The organism is Enterococcus faecalis, from assembly GCF_029024925.1.
Lineage (GTDB): Bacteria > Bacillota > Bacilli > Lactobacillales > Enterococcaceae > Enterococcus > Enterococcus faecalis.
The window spans coordinates 2618045-2638637 of record NZ_CP118962.1 but is presented as its reverse complement, the minus strand read 5'-3'; the positions used below and the strand labels follow the sequence as shown (position 1 = coordinate 2638637).

General features: G+C 39.1%; 18 protein-coding genes and 1 other annotated feature. Of the genes, 15 read left to right on the top strand and 3 right to left on the bottom strand.

All coding sequences use genetic code 11. The features are described 5' to 3' along the window. Positions 1–123: 123 nt before the first annotated feature. The gene (locus PYW42_RS13060; RefSeq protein ID WP_002381091.1) at positions 124–609 is read left to right on the top strand and encodes a cupin domain-containing protein; all 486 of its coding nucleotides are present in this window, start codon (positions 124–126) and stop codon (positions 607–609) included. Positions 610–728: 119 nt separating this feature from the next. Then, positions 729–1127, top strand: coding sequence for a VOC family protein (locus PYW42_RS13055; protein WP_002354951.1), 399 nt, complete (start codon positions 729–731; stop codon positions 1125–1127). Positions 1128–1177: 50 nt separating this feature from the next. On the opposite strand, the gene PYW42_RS13050 is transcribed toward PYW42_RS13055, so the two are convergent. Together PYW42_RS13050 and PYW42_RS13045 are read right to left on the bottom strand one after the other, a co-directional pair. Further along, positions 1178–2074, bottom strand: coding sequence for a YitT family protein (locus PYW42_RS13050; RefSeq protein ID WP_002389477.1), 897 nt, complete (start codon positions 2072–2074; stop codon positions 1178–1180). 398 nt (positions 2075–2472) lie between these two features. Next, on the bottom strand, positions 2473–2973 hold the full coding sequence (locus tag PYW42_RS13045) for a cysteine hydrolase family protein (RefSeq protein ID WP_002372831.1): 501 nt from the start codon (positions 2971–2973) through the stop codon (positions 2473–2475). A 170-nt stretch (positions 2974–3143) separates the two neighbouring features. Here PYW42_RS13045 and gshAB point away from each other — a divergent pair, with 170 nt between their 5' ends. The 3 genes from gshAB (at position 3144) to PYW42_RS13030 (ending at position 6138) form a co-directional block, all read left to right on the top strand. Next, on the top strand, positions 3144–5414 hold the full coding sequence (gene gshAB, locus PYW42_RS13040; protein ID WP_002389492.1) for a bifunctional glutamate--cysteine ligase/glutathione synthetase: 2271 nt from the start codon (positions 3144–3146) through the stop codon (positions 5412–5414). A gap of 189 nt (positions 5415–5603) precedes the next feature. Continuing rightward, complete coding sequence (locus PYW42_RS13035) at positions 5604–5705, top strand: putative holin-like toxin (protein WP_075551663.1); 102 nt, start codon at positions 5604–5606, stop codon at positions 5703–5705. Positions 5706–6036: 331 nt separating this feature from the next. Then, entirely contained in the window at positions 6037–6138 is a 102-nt protein-coding gene (locus PYW42_RS13030; RefSeq protein ID WP_021164441.1) for a putative holin-like toxin, read from the top strand. A 181-nt stretch (positions 6139–6319) separates the two neighbouring features. On the opposite strand, the gene PYW42_RS13025 is transcribed toward PYW42_RS13030, so the two are convergent. Further along, positions 6320–6772 carry a YueI family protein gene (locus tag PYW42_RS13025; protein ID WP_002389410.1) on the bottom strand — a complete coding sequence of 151 codons (453 nt, stop codon included), beginning with the start codon at positions 6770–6772 and terminating at the stop codon, positions 6320–6322. A gap of 184 nt (positions 6773–6956) precedes the next feature. On the opposite strand from PYW42_RS13025, the gene PYW42_RS13020 reads away from it, so the two are divergent. From PYW42_RS13020 to PYW42_RS12975, 10 genes are all read left to right on the top strand, one after another. Further along, positions 6957–7904 carry an ABC transporter permease gene (locus tag PYW42_RS13020; protein WP_002354960.1) on the top strand — a complete coding sequence of 316 codons (948 nt, stop codon included), beginning with the start codon at positions 6957–6959 and terminating at the stop codon, positions 7902–7904. After that, on the top strand, positions 7901–8866 hold the full coding sequence (locus tag PYW42_RS13015; protein WP_002371665.1) for an iron chelate uptake ABC transporter family permease subunit: 966 nt from the start codon (positions 7901–7903) through the stop codon (positions 8864–8866). The genes PYW42_RS13020 and PYW42_RS13015 overlap by 4 nt, the downstream gene beginning before the upstream one ends. Continuing rightward, a complete protein-coding gene (locus PYW42_RS13010; protein WP_002354962.1) occupies positions 8863–9618 on the top strand; it encodes an iron ABC transporter ATP-binding protein in 756 nt (251 codons plus the stop codon). The genes PYW42_RS13015 and PYW42_RS13010 overlap by 4 nt, the downstream gene beginning before the upstream one ends. A gap of 38 nt (positions 9619–9656) precedes the next feature. Beyond that, positions 9657–10610, top strand: a complete 954-nt coding sequence (locus PYW42_RS13005) for a siderophore ABC transporter substrate-binding protein (RefSeq protein ID WP_002370087.1) — start codon at positions 9657–9659, stop codon at positions 10608–10610. 281 nt (positions 10611–10891) lie between these two features. Then, positions 10892–11137 (top strand) — a binding site (T-box leader). A 49-nt stretch (positions 11138–11186) separates the two neighbouring features. Then, complete coding sequence (locus PYW42_RS13000; protein ID WP_002359061.1) at positions 11187–12830, top strand: peptide ABC transporter substrate-binding protein; 1644 nt, start codon at positions 11187–11189, stop codon at positions 12828–12830. A gap of 21 nt (positions 12831–12851) precedes the next feature. Beyond that, positions 12852–14072 carry a peptidase T gene (gene pepT / locus PYW42_RS12995; RefSeq protein WP_002410998.1) on the top strand — a complete coding sequence of 407 codons (1221 nt, stop codon included), beginning with the start codon at positions 12852–12854 and terminating at the stop codon, positions 14070–14072. An 85-nt stretch (positions 14073–14157) separates the two neighbouring features. Further along, positions 14158–14715 (top strand): GNAT family N-acetyltransferase, encoded by a 558-nt coding sequence (locus PYW42_RS12990; protein WP_002386268.1) that lies wholly within the window; start codon positions 14158–14160, stop codon positions 14713–14715. A 34-nt stretch (positions 14716–14749) separates the two neighbouring features. After that, positions 14750–15361, top strand: a complete 612-nt coding sequence (locus tag PYW42_RS12985; protein WP_002359064.1) for a YktB family protein — start codon at positions 14750–14752, stop codon at positions 15359–15361. 365 nt (positions 15362–15726) lie between these two features. Further along, a complete protein-coding gene (locus PYW42_RS12980) occupies positions 15727–16089 on the top strand; it encodes an LPXTG cell wall anchor domain-containing protein (protein ID WP_002389481.1) in 363 nt (120 codons plus the stop codon). Further along, positions 16076–20335: a WxL domain-containing protein gene (locus PYW42_RS12975; RefSeq protein ID WP_010731667.1), complete on the top strand. Its 4260-nt coding sequence runs from the start codon at positions 16076–16078 to the stop codon at positions 20333–20335. The genes PYW42_RS12980 and PYW42_RS12975 overlap by 14 nt, the downstream gene beginning before the upstream one ends. Positions 20336–20593 lie beyond the last annotated feature (258 nt).

Below are 20593 nucleotides of genomic sequence, written 5' to 3'. Positions count from 1 at the left end.
AGGAGTATTTAGCTTCAAGAATGAAGAAGCTACTCCTGTCCCGCCGTTTATTTTAGGATTAGGACGGATGTTCTAAGTTCTTTCTAAATTGTTTCTGAAAAAAATGAAGGAGTGAGGGAGAAGATGACAGAACAAATGTGGATTGAGAAGTTAGGATTAGAAGCGCATCCTGAGGGCGGTTATTTTAAACAAACCAATAAAAGTGAACAATTGATTCCGACCAAACGAGGCGAACGGGCGTTGCATACAGCGATTTTGTTTCTATTAAATACAGAAAGTCCGTCACATTTTCATCGTTTAAAAGCGGATGAATTATGGTTTTTTCACGATGGTCAGCCGTTAACCGTTCACTGTATTTTTCCTGATGGAACGTATCAAGCTGTTCAGTTAGGGAAAGACTTAGTTCAAGGACAACAGCTTTCGTTCTCAGTTCCTGCCGGTACAATCTTTGGTTCTACAGTAGCGACAGGATTTGCGTTAGTCAGTTGTGTAGTTACACCAGGCTTTGAGTTTGAAGACTTCGAGTTATTTACTCAAGCGGAATTGTTAAACGATTATCCACAACATAGTGAAATCATTCAGCACTTGGCTTATCGAGAATTACCTTAAGAAAACGTTTTAGTAACATTTCTTTTATGAATATGCTAGTATAAATCAAACAAGCTTGTTGATTTTGTCGCAACGCACAGTTAGCTGTCGTAGATGATTAAAAGAAAGGGATGAATCACATGGGCACAATGGTTTTTGTTAACTTCCCAGTAGCGGATGTCCAACGTTCTACAGCCTTTTATGAAAAACTTGGATTCAAAAAGAACGAGGAATTTTCAACAGAGGAAGCTAGTTCGATGATGTGGGATGATCAATTTTGGATTATGTTGTTGAACCATGACTTTTATGGAAAATTTATCCAAGAAAAGCAAATTATTGATGCGCAAACAACCAGTGGAGCATTAATTTCCTTTAGTTTAGAGAGTGCCGAAGCCGTAAAACAGTTTGGCGAAACCGCCAAAGCTAACGGAGGCAACTGTTACCGAGTTGATATGGGAATACCAGAAGAGCAAATGTATGGCTTAGAGGTGCAAGATTTGGATGGCAATAGCTTAGAACCTGTCTGGATGAAGATGTAAAAAGAGCCGCAAAATCTCTACAGATTTTGCGGCTCTTTTCCTACAAAAAACTATTGTAAATTATTGGCATTAGTAGCTTCAACGCCATAAGAATCAGCTACTTTTTTCAAGCTAAATCCTTTTCCGTAGACTTCACTCGCACTCATTGAAATCAAAAAAGCTTCTTCATCAATCTCAAGAATGGCTTCTTTTAAGCGGGGAAAATCTTTTTCACGAATGACAGTCATTAAGAGCATGCCTTTCGCGCTTCGATAACCGCCTTCGATTGGCACCAAGGTCACACCTTTATCTAGTTCACGTAATAAGCGTTCTTGAATAGCGACATATTTTGGTGAAATAATCATCACATTCTTCGAGCGAACCAGACCAACTTGAATCATGTCAACGACTCGACCAATTGTAAATAAACAAATTAAAGAGAATAACACAATATCTGCATTAAAAGCGTACATTGCTGATAAAATGACTAAACCATCGACGAATAAAATAGCAATACCTAAGGAAACTTTGAAGTATTTATTGACAATTTGTGAAATGATTGCTGTCCCACCAGTTGAGGCATTGCCACGGAAAACCAAGCCTAGGCCAGCACCTGTAATAATACCGCCAAATAATGTTGCTAGAAAAATATTATGTGTTAAAACAGGCATCCCCGAAGTAATTCCTACAAAAAATGGATAAATAAGACTGCCATAAATGGTTTTGACACCGACCTCTTTCCCAAGAAGTAAGAAACAAAGCACTAAAAGAGGAATATTGATGGCGTAAAGAACAATGGCGGGACTAATCCCGAAAACATAATTAATAACAATACTAATGCCATTGGCTCCGCCTGCGACAAGTTTATTTGGCAATAAGACCGCATTGATTGAAATGGCCAAAATGAATGCACCGACTGTTACATAGGCGGTGTCTTTTAAACGTTGGGCTGTAAAAAATTTGTTCATAAAATACCTCCAATTATTTATTAGTTTAGTGAATGATGACATAAAAAAAGACAGAACATGAGAGACAAGCCTAATCGACTTATGTCCCACACTCTAAATCTTCAACTAATCAACTGAACACTTTTTCCTTATACTAACATGAAATACGACAAGAAAACATAGTGAACAAACAATTTTTTGGAAAAGAGGTCGGGACAGAACCGTTTAGCTCCGAGAAATAAGAAGAAATTTCCGAAAATTGCTCTTTAATTTTTGGAGACCAAGTAGGTATTGTTCATCATCGAATCACTACGTTCTTCGTGATTCTCAACAATTTCGGCTTATTTCCGAAGGAGTTGGTTCTGTTCCCGCCGTTTATCAGGTTTTGAGCCCGGAACAAAAATCCAAAGTGATTTTTGTCACAGGCTCAAAAAAGTCAAAAAGCGGCCAGCCCAAATAGCTTCATGATGTTGGATAATTTGTGCCGCGGTTAAATGTCCATTATCCAAGGTGGAAGTGGTTTTCGGTGTCATCAAACACGTATAGCCTAAACCATGAGCCATCCGAATTGTAGTGTCCACACAAAACTCGGTTTGGACACCAGCGATTTCTAACGTTTGAATGTCGTGTTCCGTCAATAAATCATTTAAATTTGTTTGGTAAAAGGCATTCGCATGTGTTTTGCGGATGAAAAAATCTGTGGGTTGTGCATCCAGTTTTTCAAAAAGTTGCCAAGAGTCTGAGCCAAAAGCTAATTCGGTTTCTTCATGTTGAACAAAAATAATGGGCGCATGGTGTTGGCGGTAGACAGCAATACGCTGATTGACCTTTTCCAACACTGCTGGCAGACGGTACAATTGCTGCGTCGGACTTTCGATGCCTTTTTGAAAGTCAATTAAAAGTAATGCACGATTTTTCATGAGCAATCCCCACTTTCTATAAACTAGTTGTTTTCAGTCTAACGGAAAAAGGCGCTCTCTAAAAGTGTCTCGAAAATTCCCAAGTGAACGTTCAAAAAAACAGCATATTTACTCGTTTTCCTATATAATAGTAAGAGAAACAGATAGTTTGTAGAAAGAAAGGCGACAAGATGAATTATAGAGAATTAATGCAAAAGAAAAATGTTCGTCCTTACGTATTGATGGCTCGTTTTGGTTTAGAAAAAGAAAACCAACGTAGTACACGAGAAGGGCTTTTAGCGACAACTGATCATCCCACGGTTTTTGGTAACCGTTCTTATCATCCATATATTCAAACAGATTTTAGTGAAACACAATTAGAACTAATCACGCCTGTAGCAAATAGCGGCACAGAAATGCTTCGTTTTTTAGATGCCATTCACGATGTGGCTCGTCGTTCGATTCCAGAAGATGAAATGCTGTGGCCATTAAGTATGCCGCCACAATTACCAACAAAAGATGAAGAGATTAAAATTGCTAAATTAGATCAATATGATGCAGTGTTATATCGTCGTTATTTGGCAAAAGAGTATGGCAAACGAAAACAAATGGTCAGCGGAATTCATTTTAATTTTGAATATGACCAAGCCCTGATTCAGCAATTATATGATGAACAATCCGAAGTGACAGATTGCAAACAATTTAAAACGAAAGTGTACATGAAAGTTGCCCGTAACTTTTTACGTTATCGTTGGTTAATTACGTATCTTTTTGGGGCTTCGCCAGTTAGTGAAGACGGCTACTTTAGAGTCTATGACGACCAACCGCAAGAACCCATTCGCAGTATTCGGAATAGTACGTATGGCTACAGAAATCATGACAATGTGAAAGTATCGTATGCCTCATTGGAACGCTATTTAGAAGATATTCATCGCATGGTGGAAAATGGTTTACTTTCTGAAGAAAAAGAATTTTATGCGCCTGTGCGCTTACGTGGTGGGAAACAAATGTCTGATCTGCCTAAAACAGGTATTCGCTATATCGAGTTGCGTAATTTAGACTTAAATCCTTTTTCACGTTTAGGCATTGTGGAAGATACTGTGGATTTCTTACATTATTTCATGTTGTATTTATTGTGGACAGATGAAAAAGAAGAAGCGGATGAATGGGTAAAAACTGGCGATATTTTAAATGAACAAGTGGCTCTTGGTCATCCTCATGAAACGATTAAGTTAATTGCAGAAGGCGATCGGATTTTTTCAGAAATGATTGATATGTTAGATGCTCTAGGCATTCGTAAAGGCAAAGAAGTTGTCGGTAAGTATTATCAACAACTGCGGAATCCACAAGACACCGTTTCTGGCAAAATGTGGACGATTATTCAAGAAAACTCCAACAGTGAACTGGGAAATATTTTTGGAAACCAATATCAAAGTATGGCCTTTGAACGCCCTTATCAATTAGCTGGTTTCCGTGAGATGGAATTATCCACACAAATTTTCTTGTTTGATGCGATTCAAAAAGGTTTGGAAATCGAAATTTTAGATGAACAAGAGCAATTTTTGAAACTGCAACATGGCGAGCACATTGAATACGTCAAAAATGCCAACATGACTAGCAAAGATAACTACGTGGTACCATTGATTATGGAAAACAAAACCGTGACAAAGAAAATTTTGTCTGCAGCAGGGTTCCATGTGCCTGGCGGTGAAGAATTTTCATCTTTTATTGAGGCACAAGAAGCACATTTACGCTACGCCAATAAAGCGTTTGTCGTGAAACCAAAATCAACGAATTACGGTTTAGGAATTACCATTTTTAAAGAAGGCGCTTCGTTGGAAGACTTTACGGAAGCGTTACGGATTGCTTTTAAAGAGGACACAGCGGTTTTAATTGAAGAGTTTTTACCTGGAACAGAATATCGGTTCTTTGTGTTAGATAATGATGTAAAAGCCATCATGTTGCGCGTGCCAGCCAATGTTACCGGAGATGGCAAACACACTGTAGAAGAATTGGTGGCCGCTAAAAATAGTGATCCATTGCGGGGGACCAATCACCGTGCACCACTAGAATTAATCCAGTTAAATGATTTAGAAAAACTAATGTTGAAAGAACAAGGTTTAACTATCTATTCTGTGCCAGAAAAAGAGCAAATCGTGTACTTGCGAGAAAATTCTAATGTTAGCACGGGCGGGGATTCGATTGATATGACCGATGTCATTGATGATAGTTATAAACAAATCGCCATTGAGGCCGTAGCTGCTTTAGGAGCCAAAATTTGTGGCATTGATTTAATCATTCCTGACAAAGACGTAAAAGGCACACGTGATAGCTTAACGTACGGGATTATCGAAGCAAACTTTAATCCAGCCATGCACATGCATGTGTATCCATACGCTGGACAGGGTAGACGCTTGACAATGGACGTTTTAAAACTTTTATACCCAGAAGTGGTTCAATAAAAAAAGAATACCGCCAAAAAATTCATAATAGATTTTTTGGCGGTATTCTTTATAAAAACGTTTTCTTGGTGCACCCAATAGGTTATACTAAAACTATTACCAATGAAAGTTGTATGACGGTGGCTCTTAGTTAGAGAGGCAGGTGATGCCTATGTGTATCCGATGCACTTTAACGAAAGGAGCATTTTTTTGTCAATCGAAGCGGCATTGGAATTGATGATTAGTTTTGCAGCGTTTGTTGCACTACTGATTTTCGGTATCCTTGAAGCAACGAAAAACGATAAAAAATAACCGTTCATAAGCTTAGACGGCTGAACGGTTAAAGAACAACAAAAACTTAACTCAGTAAGCCACCAGTTCTTATAACTGGTGTTGGTATAAAGGAGAGGTATGTAGTAGCATATCTCTCTTTTCATTTTCATAATAGCATAATTCTATTTAAAATGGAAGCGCTCATAACTTATAGCATTTTATAGAAAATTCCTATAAAAACGTTTTCTTGGTGCACCCAATAGGTTATACTAAAACTATTACCAATGAAAGTTGTATGACGGTGGCTCTGAGTTAGAGAGGCAGGTGATGCCTATGTGTATCCGATGCACTTTAACGAAAGGAGCATTTTTTGTCAATCGAAGCGGCATTGGAATTGATGATTAGTTTTGCAGCGTTTGTTGCACTACTGATTTTCGGTATCCTTGAAGCAACGAAAAACAATAAAAAATAACCGTTCACAAGCTTCGTAGGCCGAACGGTTAAGATTCAAAACTTAACTCAGTAAGCCACCAGTTCTTATAACTGGTGTTGGTATAAAAGGAGAGGTATGTACCCGCATACCTCTCTTTTTCATCTTTATAATAGCATAATTCTATTATAAATGGAAGCGCTCATAACTTTCCTTGAGCTTTTTATGATTGAAATAGTTTTTGCCAAAAGCCTTTTTTAGCTGTTGGCTCTTCTTTTGGCGTTTCTGTTGCTTGAGGATATTTTTCTGTAACGTCAATCACAGGTTCATCGACTGCATGTTTTTCAGCTAACAGTAAGCCGAGAGAGTCAGGGTTGTTCTCCACAAAATTGTTAACAATCTTAAAGGTTGCGCCATGCTGATTTAATAATTTAATATAGGTACTTTGCAGGTCAGAAGAGATTTCGCCATTTAAAAGTACTGTAACTTCAGGATGCTTCGCTAATTCTTCTAATAAATGTTTTTGGTTCTGTGCATCTTTCATTTCAGCGACGGTCATGGAGAGACGGCAGCGTTCACGAAATGTGCCCATGTATTTGTGTTGTTCTTCAGGATTAACGAGGGGCGTACCGTACATTCCTTTATCCAGACGTTGTTGTAAGTCATCATTCGCCATTCAGTAACACTCCTTTCCTAACGTTTCCCTCCATTATAGCATATCTTAGATAAGTCGTTGGTCAGTCGGCTTGAGAAGAAGTTTTTAATAAAGGAAAAAAAGTGGTTGCATTTGTGATGGTTTTCTCATACACTGTAACTAAGAATGAGAATCATTCTCAATTAAATAAAAATGGAGTTTTCTCATGAAAAAGATTGGTTTGTTTGTTCTACTATTACTTTTCAGCTTATTGTCATTAGTGATAGGGGTGAAGGACATTGCACTTTCTCAGTTGTTTCAATTAGATGCGCAGCAACAATTTGTTTTATTTACCACCCGTGTTCCCCGCACGTTGAGTTTAATCATTGCTGGTAGTACGATGAGTATTTCTGGATTGATTATGCAGCAACTCACACAAAATAAATTTGTCGCTCCTAGTGTCGCTGGAACAACCGATAGTGCAAGGTTGGGTATTTTAGTCGCAATGTTATTTTTCCCAACAGCTCCGTTTCTCTATCGAACGGCAATTGCTTTTATTTTTGCGCTAAGCGGGACCTTGTTATTCTTAGCGCTCATTCGATTATTACCAAGTAAGAATCAAGTGATGGTCCCTTTGGTGGGCGTGATGTTTGGTAACATTCTAGGTTCAATTGCCACATTTTTTGCCTATCAATACCAATTGGTTCAAAATATGTCTGCTTGGTTACAAGGAAATTTTTCCACAGTTATGAAAGGGAATTATGAATGGTTATTCTTAATGATTCCTTTGTGGTTTGTTATTTATTTATTTGCTTATCATTTCACTGTCGTTGGTATGGGTGAAGCATTTGCAAATAGTCTTGGCGTCCATTACCAGCGAATTCAGTTTTTAGGTTTGACGCTGGTTGCTTTAGCAAGTGCCATCGTTTTATTGATGGTGGGGAATATTCCGTTTTTAGGGGTTGTGATTCCTAATCTCGTGTCTTTACGTTATGGCGATCATATGAAAAATACCTTGTGGTTAACTGGGATTTGCGGGAGTTTGTTCTTGTTAATCTGTGATATTTTAGCACGAGTATTGATTGCCCCCTATGAAATTCCTGTCAGCGTGGTTGTCGGAACATTAGGGAGCATTTTGTTCATTTTATTATTACTAAGGGGGCGCAAACAATGAAACGGCCTTTAAAAAAATGGCTTTCATTACTTTTGCTTTTAGCTGCCGTAGTAATTGTGAGCCTTTGTTATTTAACTTATAACACGTATGGCAATTGGTCCTTTGCTTTGGCGTTACGAGGGAAAAAGTTATTGGCTTTTATATTTGTCGGAATCGCTGCGGCTTTTTCAACTATTAGTTTTCAAACAGTCACGCAAAATCATTTCCTAACGCCAAACATTTTAGGGATGGATTCCTTGTATGTCTTTGTGCAGACGGTGTTATTTTTTCTTTTAGGAGGCGCACAAGCGTTAGGTCAAGTAAGTCTTGGGTCGTTTTTGATGAACGTCTTTTTAATGGTGTTTTTAAGTACTAGTTTATCGTATTTTCTATTACGCAAAAATCAATCCGATTTATTTTTATTATTGATGATTGGCATGATTTTAGGTACTTTTTTCAGTAGTATTAGTACGTTTTTACAAGTGATTATGGATCCTAACGAATACGACTTACTCCAAGGAAAGTTGTTTGCCAGTTTTGGTAACGTCAATAGTCAGTATCTCGTTTTCGTTGGTGTGGCGGTACTCATGATTTGTGGGATACTTTGGCGGGAAAGTTACCGTTTAGACGTTTTACATTTAGGGAACCATCAAGCCCAGAATTTGGGGATTGCTGTGAATCAGTTTCAATTAGTGTTGTTGTGTTTGATCAGTAGTCTGGTCGGCTTATCAACAGCATTAGTGGGACCGATTACATTTTTAGGTTTTATCGTGGCCAATATGAGTTATCAATTCATGAAAACCTATCGCCACCGAGAACTGTTTGTGGCAGGGAGTTTAATAGCAGTCTTTTTACTGGTATTCGGTCAATTGATGGTTGAACAGGTCTTTCATTTGAATACCCCGCTCAGTGTGGTGATTCAATTTGTTGGGGGCGTTTATTTTATATGGAAAATTATTGCAGAAAGGAAGCAACGCACATGATCCAGATGAGTGATGTATCAAAAAAATATGGCGATAAATTTGTCGTTTCAGACATTGATTTACCTATTTCTGAAGGCAAATTAACGGCCTTTATTGGACCAAATGGCGCTGGGAAAAGCACGCTGCTAGCCATGATGAGTCGCTTAATTCCCAAAGATACCGGGGAAATTTATCTGGACAAGCAAGAAGTAAAAACCTGGAAGCAATCGGCTTTTTCACAAAAAATTGCCCTTTTAAAACAAGCCAACGGTGTACAACTTAAATTAACTGTGCGAGAACTGGTCAATTTTGGTCGTTTTCCTTATTCCAAAGGTCGCTTAAAAAGCGCTGACCACGAAAAAGTAACAGAAGCACTGGAACAATTGGGCTTAACTGAAATGGCAGAAGAATACATTGATACCCTTTCTGGGGGCCAATTACAAAGGGCGTATATTGCCATGATTTTAGCCCAAGATACCGATTATATTTTATTGGATGAGCCCTTAAATAACCTCGACATGAATTATGCGGTTCAAATGATGCAGATTCTTAAACGCTTAGTGGATGAACTAGGAAAAACGATTCTGATTGTTCTACATGATATTAATTTTGCCGCAAGCTATGCAGATGAAATTGTCGCCATGAAAGGCGGAAAGCTCTATGCGCATGGCGCAACAGAAGAAGTTATTCAAACAAGTATTTTAAATGATCTTTATGAAATGAATATCCGGATTTGTGAAATTGAAGGAAAACGCTTTTGTCTTTATCACTAAATCGGGCAATTTAAAAATAACGTTTTTGGAGGAAAAGAATGAAAAAGAAATTTTTAGCAATGATGGCAGTTTCAATGATGGGACTGTTAATGTTAAGTGCTTGTCAAACAAATAAAAAAACAGCAGATTCTGCAACAACAGAAACAACAGCTAAAACGGAAGTCACAGTCAAAGACACCAATGGTCAATTAACCGTTCCCAAAAATCCTAAGAAAGTCGTTGTTTTTGATAATGGTTCCTTGGATACAATGGATGCACTAGGTGTCGGTGACCGCGTGGTAGGTGCGCCAACTAAAAATATCCCTGCGTATTTGAAAAAATACCAAAAAGTTGAATCAGCAGGCGGCATTAAAGAACCAGATTTAGAAAAAATCAATCAACTAAAACCAGACTTAATTATTATTTCTGGTCGTCAACAAGATTATCAAGAACAATTAAAAGCCATTGCGCCAACCATTTACTTAGCTGTAGATGCCAAAAATCCTTGGGCATCAACGAAACAAAATATCGAAACGTTAGGCACTATTTTTGATAAAGAAGAGGTAGCTAAAGAAAAAATAACTGGCTTAGAAAAAGAAATTGCTGACGTGAAAAAACAAGCAGAAGCTAGCGCGAATAATGCGCTTGTTGTGTTAGTTAACGAAGGACAACTTTCCGCTTACGGAAAAGGCTCTCGTTTCGGTTTAATTCATGATACATTTGGCTTCAAAGCAGCAGACGATAAGATTGAAGCTTCCACTCATGGGCAAAGTGTTTCTTACGAATATGTTTTAGAAAAAAATCCTGGGATTCTCTTTGTGGTAGATCGCACCAAAGCAATTGGTGGCGACGATTCAAAAGATAACGTCGCTGCAAACGAATTGATTCAAAAAACCGATGCTGGTAAAAATGATAAAGTCATTATGCTTCAACCAGATGTTTGGTATCTAAGCGGTGGTGGATTAGAATCAATGCATTTGATGATAGAAGATGTTAAAAAAGGATTAGAGTAAAAAAAAGCCTAGGACAAAAATCACTTTGGATTTTTGTCCTAGGCTTAAAAGCTGATAAACGGCGGGAACAAAAGCAACTCCTTCGGAAATAAGCTGAAATTCTCCAAAAATTAAAGAACAATTTTCGGAAATTTCTTCTTATTTCTCGGAGCTAAACACTTCTGTCCCGACCTTCTTGATGAAAAACAAAAAAGTTTTAAATTAAAAATGTGGTTGACGACCTCGAGAATGTTTGCTAAACTATCCGTAAATCAGTATGATTGATGAAACAAATAAAAGAACAAAATGTGATGAGAAGGAAAGTACTTTTTAAAATAGCTTGCAGAGAGCCTCGTTTGGTGAGAAGAGGTAGTGACGTTAAAGGGGAAAATGGCCTTTGAACAGGTTGGTTGAAGCCGTTCGCTTAAACCAATTCAGGTGCGCCTGTTATAGCGCTACAGTATGATTGTACTGGAAACGAGCGGATCTTTTTTAGCGAAGAGATCAACAAAGGTGGTACCGCGATTGCATAAGCATTCGTCCTTTTTAGGACGAATGCTTTTTTTATTTGTTTAAAAAATATGAGGGGGCAACAACATGAAATTGGGGAAAAAAGTAGTAGGTTTGATTGCAACAGGGTTTCTTTTAGCCGCATGTGGCGGAACCAAAGAAGCGGCAGAGAAAGTAGATTCGGGAAATTTAGCAGCTGAACAAAAAATCAGTATTAGTTCACCTGCACCAATCTCAACATTGGATACAACACAAACAACAGATAAAAATACCTTTACAATGGCACAACATTTATTTGAAGGCCTTTATCGGTTTGATGATGATAGTGCCACGGTGCCAGCTCTAGCTAAAGATGTCAAGATTAGTGACGATGGGCGCAAGTACCACTTTACCTTGCGGGAGGGGATTAAGTGGAGCAATGGCGAGCCAATTACGGCCCAAGATTTTGTTTATTCTTGGAAAAAACTGGTGACACCAGCGACGATTGGACCGAATGCTTATTTACTAGACAGTGTTAAAAATAGTTTTGAAATACGCAACGGTGAAAAGTCAGTCGATGAATTAGGGATTTCAGCCCCTAATGACAAAGAATTCATTGTTGAATTAAAACAGGCCCAACCTTCCTTCTTAGCAGTCGTTTCGATTGCTTGGTTAGCGCCACAAAATCAAAAATTTGTCGAAGCGCAAGGCAAAGATTACGCCTTGGATAGTGAACATTTACTTTATAGCGGGCCATTTACGCTAGCCAATTGGGATGCGACTTCAGATACTTGGACATTGAAAAAAAATCCAGAATACTATGATGCGGATCAAGTGAAACTGGAAGAAGTTGCGGTTAGTACAATCAAAGAAGATAATACTGGGATTAACTTATATCAAGCGAATGAACTAGACTTAGTTCGCATTAACGGACAATATGTTCAACAATATCAAGATGATCCAGGCTATGTCAGTCATCCAGATGTGGCCAACTACTTCTTAGATTTCAACAAAAAAGAAGGAACGCCATTAGCGAATGTTCATTTACGAAAAGCGATTGGCCAAGCAATTGATAAAGAAGCCTTAACACAAAGTGTCTTAAACGATGGGTCAAAACCCCTCAACGGATTGATTCCAAGTAAACTTTATGCGAATCCAGAAACAGATGAAGATTTCCGAGCATACAGTGGCGAATATTTGAAAAATGACGTCAAAAAAGCTCAAGCTGAATGGACGAAAGCCCAAGCGGATGTCGGTAAAAAAGTGAAACTTTCATTGCTGGCGGCAGATACAGATCAAGGAAAACGAATTGCTGAATATGTTCAAAGTCAGTTGCAAGAAAATCTGCCAGGTTTAGAAATTACCATTTCATCGCAACCAAGTAATAATGTGAACCAATCGCGACGTGAAAAAAATTATGAGTTGTCTCTTTCAGGATGGATTGCCGGCAGTAGTGAATTAGACTCTTACTTTAACTTATATGCAGGAGAATCAAGTTACAATTATGGCAATTATCATAATGCCAAATACGACCAACTGGTAGAAGATGCACGAACGATTAATGCCAATAATCCAGAGAAACAGTTTGCAGAATACAAAGAAGCGGAAGACATCTTGTTGAACCAAGATGCTGCCCAAGTACCGCTGTATCAAAGTGCCTCAAATTATCTAATCAATCCTAAATTGAAAGGCATTAGTTATCACTTGTATGGGGATTATTTCCACTTGCGCAATGCTTATTTAACAGAATGATTCAGGAAGAAGGAGTAAAAAATGGAAAAATTAGTCGAACGATTTTTAACTTACGTGAAAGTTAACACCCGTTCAGATGCCAACAGTCAAACCACACCGACGACGGTCGGTCAAGTGGTTTTAGCCAAAATGATTGAAACAGAACTTCATGAATTAGGCTTGGCCGATGTGCATTATAACGAACAAAACGGCTTTTTAACGGCACGGTTGCCTGGTAACCAACCTGCAGCGAAGAGTATTGGGTTGATTGCACATCTGGATACGGCGGATTTTTCAGCAGAAAATATCCGTCCCCAAGTCATCACTAATTATGATGGCCAAGATGTCCTCTTGAATCAAGAACAAGGCATCGTTTTATCGGTTGCTGAATTTCCCAATTTAAAAGAGTATCAAGGGGAAACGTTGATTACTACAGACGGAACCACACTTTTAGGAGCAGATGACAAAGCGGGAATTGTCGAGATATTAGCTACTGTTGAGTATTTTTTGGCACATCCAGAAGTAGCGCGGGGGGATGTTTGGCTCGCCTTCGGTCCAGATGAAGAGATTGGACGCGGGGCCGATCAATTTGATGCGCCGAACTTCCCAGTCGCTTTTGCGTATACGATTGACAGTGGCCGCGTGGGGCATTTCGAGTATGAAACGTTTAACGCTGCTCAAGCTGTGATAACAATTGAGGGAACCAGTGTCCATCCGGGAACGGCCTATGGTTCGTTAGTAAATGCCATTAAATTAGGCGAACAACTTGATCAATCACTACCGCAAAAGGAAGTGCCAGAACAAACACGTGGAAATGAAGGATTTTATTTACTCAATAAATTTACAGGAAGTATTGAAAAAGCAGAACTTGTCTATATCATTCGGGATCATGATCAAGAAAACTTTCAAGCGAGAAAGCAATTTTTGGAAAAACAAGTCCAACGTTTAAATGCGCTGGCGGATAAACCCAGACTAACAATTACTTTCCAAGACCAATACTATAATATGAAGGAAATCATCGAAAAAGATTGGACTCCTGTAGAATTGGCCGTCCAAGCAATGGAAAGTTGTGACATTGAACCAATCATCACACCATTTCGTGGCGGGACAGATGGTTCTAAGATTTCTTTCATGGGCATTCCCACGCCTAATCTATTTACAGGTGGCGAGAATTTTCATGGGCAATATGAATTCATTACCGTTGAATCAATGGCCAAAGCTGTTCAGACGATCATTGCCATCATTCGCTTAAACGCCAATTAAAGAAACACGCGAGGGAAATGCCGATTTTCCTTGCGTGTTTCGCTGTTTTTCGGTAAAGTATGTAGAAAAGTAGGGAGTTTTGCTCATGAATTATCCATTGATTTTTGCAGAAAACCAACGAATTGAAACCGAACGCTTGATTTTAAGACCTGTCACATTAGCCGATGCAGAAGATATGTACGAATATGCTTCAGATGAGGAAACGGTCCGCTATGTGTTTTTGAAAAATCAAACAATCGCTGAGACAAGACAAAACATTGCTAAATTTTTTATGGGGGAACCTTTAGGAAAATATGGGATCGAAGTGAAAGAAACAGGTAAAATGATTGGCACGATTGATTTGCGGGTCAATGAAACCAATAATATTGGAGAATTAGGCTATGTCTTGAACCGTGCCTTTTGGGGCAATGGCTACATGCCTGAAGCCGCGACGGCGTTAGTTGAACTGGGTTTTGCAAAAATGAAACTCATGAGAATCTTTGCTTTACATGATCAAGACAATCCAGCTTCTGGTCGTGTCATGGAGAAAATTGGTTTTACCTACGAAGGAACACTACCCAATGCTCGAATTAGTAAAGGGAAAATTGTCACAGATGTTTATCGTGGGATGACACTGGAAACATGGCAAAATCGACAAAAATAGAAGCGGAAGACAAGTTAAGAGAGGAATTAGAGAAATGTTGATGTTTACAGAAAAAGAATTCGCAGCCTTTGAAGTTGCTGGATTAGATGAACGAATGGCGGTTATCCGTGCGCAAATTCAACCTATTTTTCAAGAATTAGACACGTATTTTGCCGAACAACTAGCGCCTGAACTAGGAACGGAGTTGTTTGTCCATATTGCGCAACATCGCCGTCGCACCGTGTATCCACCAGAAAATACTTGGTCAGCACTTAGTCCGAATAAGCGCGGGTATAAAATGCAGCCGCATTTTCAATTAGGCATTTGGGGCGACTATGTGTTTATGTGGTTGTCATTCATTGATAATCCTAAAAATGAAAAGCAGATTGCGCAAGCCTTTTTAGAGAATCAGCAATTATTCCAAGCATTACCAGAAGATACGTATGTTTCCTTGGATCATACGGTTCCTCAAATTACTCCGCTGCCAGAAACGGATTTAGAGAAAGCCTTAACTCGTTTTAGAGATGTAAAAAAAGGTGAGTTTGAAATTGGGCGCATCATTCCCAAAGATAGTGACTTGTGGCAAAACCCTGAAAAAGCACGAGCTTATATGTTGGCAACCTATCAACAACTCCTGCCATTGTATCAATTAGCTGTTGCCCAATAAGAGAAACAGACAGTTATTTTGTGTTTTAGTGTTATTTTATCGAATTATCCAATCGTCAAAAATGAGAAAAGCTCACAATGTTAGTTTTAATTACTAACATTGTGAGCTTTTCTGTAGTTTTTTTGAAAAAAATTAAGGGATGACTGGCTGATTTCTATGGAAAAGTACGTTTTGATAGCCTTTTTTGTTTAAATAACAAGAGTAGCAACCCTTGCTTAATAAGGGATTTTCGCGAATAGATGTTGTCAAATGAAAAAAAATGATGTTTTGAACAAAGAGTTCTTTGCTATTATAAAGGTATGATAAAGGTTGTTTACGCATTCTTTGTATAGAAGAATGTGAATGAGTTAAAAGGAGGTTTTTAAATGAAAAAAAAGCGTTATTTAATAATTGCGTGTTTGCTATTTTCCCCTAGTTTTTTTATAAATGTTGAAGCGTCTGATGGTGGTTCTAGTTCGGTGGGGATTGAATTTTACCAAAATCCGAGAACACTCGCTCCTAAAGATGCCCCACCGAAAACAGATGCGCCAGCTGCTGATCCCAAGGAACCAGCTGGTCCTCCGCAAGGAGATCAACGAAGTGGTGGTTCGACACAGACCACCACAACTGGCTCGCAGCTCCCTCGTACAGGGAGCAAGAGTCAGGCAAATCTTAGCATCCTTGGTCTTGTCTTGATTGGTCTTGTCGGAATGGTCCAGAGAAAGAAGGGACGACATGAAGCAAACTAAGTGGCAACGATTAGCAACCATTGGCTTGTGTAGTTCTTTAGTGATTAACGCCTTTTCTGGCGCGACCGCAGTTGCGGAAGAAAGTAGTCCGACAGTAGCAAGTAGCGCTAAGGAAGCAACATCAGCAAGTAGCGCAACGCCAGAAAGTACGGAAAGCAGTCAAGAAACGACTGAAACGAGTCGGGAAGAAGTAACACAGGAAACAGTGGAACAAGAAGATACAACGGAAATAGCTCAAGAAGAAAATCTGCTGGAACCATCTGGTATTCAAGCGAAAATTATGCCTAGAGCATTTGTCTGGGCAGCTACAGGAACCACGAATAGAACCACGGTTCGTCTTAACGATGTAGTTGATTATCGAATGAAACTGGAAAATATTACAACAGATGATACAAATTCAGATATTGTTGGTCCGATTCGAATTGAATCAAAATTGGCAGCTGGAATGACTAGACCAACGTCAGTTATTATCAAAGTTGGCCCCGAGGAACAAAATGTAGTTATAGGAGAAGGCTCTCATAATGCCAATAGTGGTGGCGAATATTTTGTTTGGACAGAGTCGACTAGGACGGTCACTGCATTTATCAATCGTCTACACGGGCGAACTTCTGGAAATACTGGGTATATCAAAACATTGTATTTTCAGACAAGAATTACTTCGGGTACACACAACGAAAAAAAATATATCGATTCCACGATTCGATTTAATGGATTTGGCGCAGTGAATAGACGAAATGAAATGACGTATGTGGATAGATTTTCTGGTAACTTAGGTTTGAAAGGGAATTTAAAATTTTACGATGAGGATGGAGTGGCTAGTAAGGAACAAATGAGTCTTTCCATAAACCCAGTATTATTTAAATCAACCAATTCGAGAGTAGAAGGGACGCTGTTAAGATATCCTTTAACTATGACAAATGCTGGTAGTGGGCTTTATAGGTTTGATACAGGACTAAAAAATATAGGTACTAGTAACGGGGGTTCGTGGTTTTTCTTTAGTAACGATATTGCGATTAATTTTGCTACAGCTACCACCAATAGAATTGATAAAATTGTGTTAGCACCACCTAAAGCAACACTTCCAGACAGCCGAACAGGTGTGATGACTTCCAGAGCGTACACATCAACAACTTATACGAGAAGTAACTATGATATTTCAACATATAACTTTACTAAAGCGACTGGTAAGACATGGCGTATAACGAATCGTAGTTCTAATAGCGGAGTAAGCACCAATATTATGTTTAGTGACAATCTTGTAGGAACAACAGGACAGTTCAATAAAGGGAATTCTGGTGCTACTATTAATTATTATATTTATTACAAAAAGCTTTATGAGAATTTTGTTAATAGTAACGGACAAAAAATTACACCACCATCAGGATTCACACAAGGAAAGCGAACGGTTATTAATAGTGAAGCGTACACTTTTAAACAAAGTGGCACCTTGCCAGATACCTATCAAGCAGACGGCAAAACCTATAAGTTCAAAGGTTGGTACAAAGGCAAAACCAAGCCAAACACCTTGACCACCACCAAAACACCTAGTTATCCAGTGACTTATGATGATAATGATGATTTGAATGTGGTGTATGAGGAGATTAAGGTTTTGGAATTTCCTAGTCGTACATATCAATTTGGGTTTGTTGATGAATCAGGTAAGCGAGTAGATGCCTCCACGATTGATTTGACATATGATAATTGGTACGGTATTGGTACTGAACCACCCAACAATATCCCATCAGCATGGGCAACTACTAAAATAGAAACAGGAATTAAGGCAAATACAAAAAATAATCTTAAAGAAATTACGTACCCAGTTCAATCTCTTGAAACGAATAGTAAAGATTCATTTCAATTTAGTGCAGTAAACTTAAGATATCAGCTTCCAAGAATTTATAAATCCATCAGTATACAAAATCAACAAGGTGGTTTTGATGCCGCATATCCTTATCCAAGTATACTAAACCCATCAGGTGCGGAAATAAATAATACTCCTCAATATTTTGAATTAAAGAATAATGGAGGACAGGAGTTTGTGTTCAATAGAACAACAGCCGCCGCTCCCGAAAATGTTCAGCTTCCATTTTATTTAAGATATGTATCGAGTTTTCTTACGGGGAGAGCAATGTACTATACGATTCAAGGTCCAATCTATTACTATCTAACCAACCGCCGTGTCACCGAGAACTTCGTGGACGCCAACGGCACTAAAATCACGCCACCAACAGGCTTTACGCAAGGAAAACAAACAGTAATTAACAGTGACCCATACACCTTTAAACAAAGTGGCACCTTGCCAGAGACTTACAAAGCAAGCAACGGCAAAACCTATAAGTTCAAAGGTTGGTACAAAGGCAAAACCAAGCCAAACACCTTGACCACCACCAAAGCACCTAGTTATCCAGTGACTTATGATGATAATGATGATTTGAATGTGGTGTATGAGGAGATTAAGGTTTTTGATTTTCCAGCGCTGACCTATCAATTCGGGTTCGTAGACGAGTCTGGCAAACGAGTAGATGCTTCAACGATTAAACTAACCTATGACAATTGGCATGGAGAAGGATTAGCAACCAATTCAGCTGATTCAAATAAACCTGATTACTGGAAAACAGTCAGTCTTGAAAAAGGTAAAGTTGCACCAACCAAAAACAATTTGAAGGAAATTGCTTATCCTGCGCAATCTCTTGAAATACTGAGTGATCGAAGTACACAATATAGTGCGGCTAATTTAACCTTTACACTACCCAATTACTATGAAAAAATAAGTGTTTATAACAAGAGTGGTACTTTTGATATAGCTTACCCGTTTCCTAATATTCAAGGTAATGATTATTCAGAGCCATTTGTCGAAGGTGAGAATAAGCTACTTTCTAGAAACTTTGAGTTAAAGAATAACGGGAGTCAATCGTTTATCTTTAATCGAACAACCACGGCTACTCCGATAGATATTCAGGTACCCAGTTATTTGCGAAAGGTTGTCCACAATCCTAATTTGGGATCGGGGGTAGCAACCTATCTTACAATTGATAAACCAGTCTATTACTATCTAACCAATCGTAAAGTCACCGAAAATTTCGTAGACACCAACGGCACTAAAATCACGCCACCAACAGGCTTTACGCAAGGGAACCAGATTCCCATGACGAGCAACACCTTCAAGTATACGAGCGCAAAAGCCTTACCAGCTAGTTATACAACAGGCGGTAAAACTTACATTTTCCAAGGCTGGTACAAAGGTAAAACGAAGCCTAATACTTTAACAACAAGTACTACGCCAACATACAATACAACTTTTGATGGCAATGACGACATGACGGCGATGTATAAGGAAGAAGTACCGAAAGCAAGTGTCGCTTTAACTCGCACTACCGCTGAAACCGTGACTAGCGGCGGCAATGTCACCTGGCGTGCCACAATTACCAATACAAGCCAAGCGCCACTAACCACGGCGACCATCAAGAAATCAACCGCTTGGACAACCGGCTTAGCAGCACCAACCGCCATGATTGTCACGCCAGCTGGCGGAACCGCAAAAACAGTTCCCGTCACAGCGACTACGTGGACCAATGGTGTTAGCTTAGGCACTGACATTCCCGTAGGAAAATCTGCCACGGTTCAGTTCACTACGAAAGCGACGGGGACAGCGGGGCAAGTCTTGCGCGCTGGGATTACCACCAGTGGGAATTACAGTGGTGTTTCTACTTCGGCCACCGTACGTGTGAAAGACAATGATCAAGCAATTGTAACACCAACGGCTGAAGGCTTCATCAGTGTTCCAACCTTCAATTTTGGTCAAGTTGGGGTAGCGGGAAGCACGCAACAGCATGGCCTGAAAAAAGCCGCTGATTACTATGGCAACGGCACACGCAATCCCTATCTGCGGATCAAGAAAACCCAACCGAATTGGAGCCTAACGGCGCATCTGTCACAACCAAAATCAGCGACAGACAGCTTGCCTACAGCGACCCGCTTATTGTTAGGGGCGGCTCCTGTTTCGAGTTTCTCAAATTACAACCAACCTACCGAGTTGAAAAATGCGGTCGGTACTACGAGTGCCATTAGCTTGAATGCCAACAACACGGCCACTAGGATTATTGCCAACCAGCAATTCACTGGGAGTAATATTTATCAGTTGGACTTCACCTTCAACAATGTCAAACTTGAAGTGCCAGCCAACCAAGGGGTCAAGGGGCAACAATACCAAGCCGCAATTACGTGGAACTTAGTGACAGGTCCTTAAAATAGTTAAGTTATCATGAGGAAAGCTCAAAATGTTAGTATCAAACACTAACATTTTGAGCTTTTGTTTATGTAAATTAAGGAATTTGGCTGAAAATCAGTAGCAAAATGGCAGATTCTCTTAATTTTCGAGTGTTTTTCCAGTGAAAAAGTGCTCTTCCGCCTTGGTATAATAGGAATCATCAGAAAAGTAGCTTAGCTGTAGCAAAATTTAAAATTTCAGGGCCACCTTTTTTTTGATAGAATAATGGAGAAAATT

Bases quoted from the DNA above. Each gene is read 5' to 3' on its own strand.
- PYW42_RS12990 (WP_002386268.1), top strand. From the start codon at position 14,158: ATGAATTATCCATTGATTTTTGCAGAAAACCAACGAATTGAAACCGAA.
- PYW42_RS13045 (WP_002372831.1), bottom strand. From the start codon at position 2,973: ATGAAAAATCGTGCATTACTTTTAATTGACTTTCAAAAAGGCATCGAA.
- PYW42_RS13020 (WP_002354960.1), top strand. From the start codon at position 6,957: ATGAAAAAGATTGGTTTGTTTGTTCTACTATTACTTTTCAGCTTATTG.
- PYW42_RS13010 (WP_002354962.1), top strand. From the start codon at position 8,863: ATGATCCAGATGAGTGATGTATCAAAAAAATATGGCGATAAATTTGTC.
- PYW42_RS13055 (WP_002354951.1), top strand. From the start codon at position 729: ATGGGCACAATGGTTTTTGTTAACTTCCCAGTAGCGGATGTCCAACGT.
- PYW42_RS12985 (WP_002359064.1), top strand. From the start codon at position 14,750: ATGTTGATGTTTACAGAAAAAGAATTCGCAGCCTTTGAAGTTGCTGGA.
- PYW42_RS12975 (WP_010731667.1), top strand. From the start codon at position 16,076: ATGAAGCAAACTAAGTGGCAACGATTAGCAACCATTGGCTTGTGTAGT.
- PYW42_RS13000 (WP_002359061.1), top strand. From the start codon at position 11,187: ATGAAATTGGGGAAAAAAGTAGTAGGTTTGATTGCAACAGGGTTTCTT.
- PYW42_RS13015 (WP_002371665.1), top strand. From the start codon at position 7,901: ATGAAACGGCCTTTAAAAAAATGGCTTTCATTACTTTTGCTTTTAGCT.
- PYW42_RS13005 (WP_002370087.1), top strand. From the start codon at position 9,657: ATGAAAAAGAAATTTTTAGCAATGATGGCAGTTTCAATGATGGGACTG.
- PYW42_RS13050 (WP_002389477.1), bottom strand. From the start codon at position 2,074: ATGAACAAATTTTTTACAGCCCAACGTTTAAAAGACACCGCCTATGTA.
- PYW42_RS13060 (WP_002381091.1), top strand. From the start codon at position 124: ATGACAGAACAAATGTGGATTGAGAAGTTAGGATTAGAAGCGCATCCT.
- pepT (WP_002410998.1), top strand. From the start codon at position 12,852: ATGGAAAAATTAGTCGAACGATTTTTAACTTACGTGAAAGTTAACACC.
- gshAB (WP_002389492.1), top strand. From the start codon at position 3,144: ATGAATTATAGAGAATTAATGCAAAAGAAAAATGTTCGTCCTTACGTA.
- PYW42_RS13025 (WP_002389410.1), bottom strand. From the start codon at position 6,772: ATGGCGAATGATGACTTACAACAACGTCTGGATAAAGGAATGTACGGT.
- PYW42_RS12980 (WP_002389481.1), top strand. From the start codon at position 15,727: ATGAAAAAAAAGCGTTATTTAATAATTGCGTGTTTGCTATTTTCCCCT.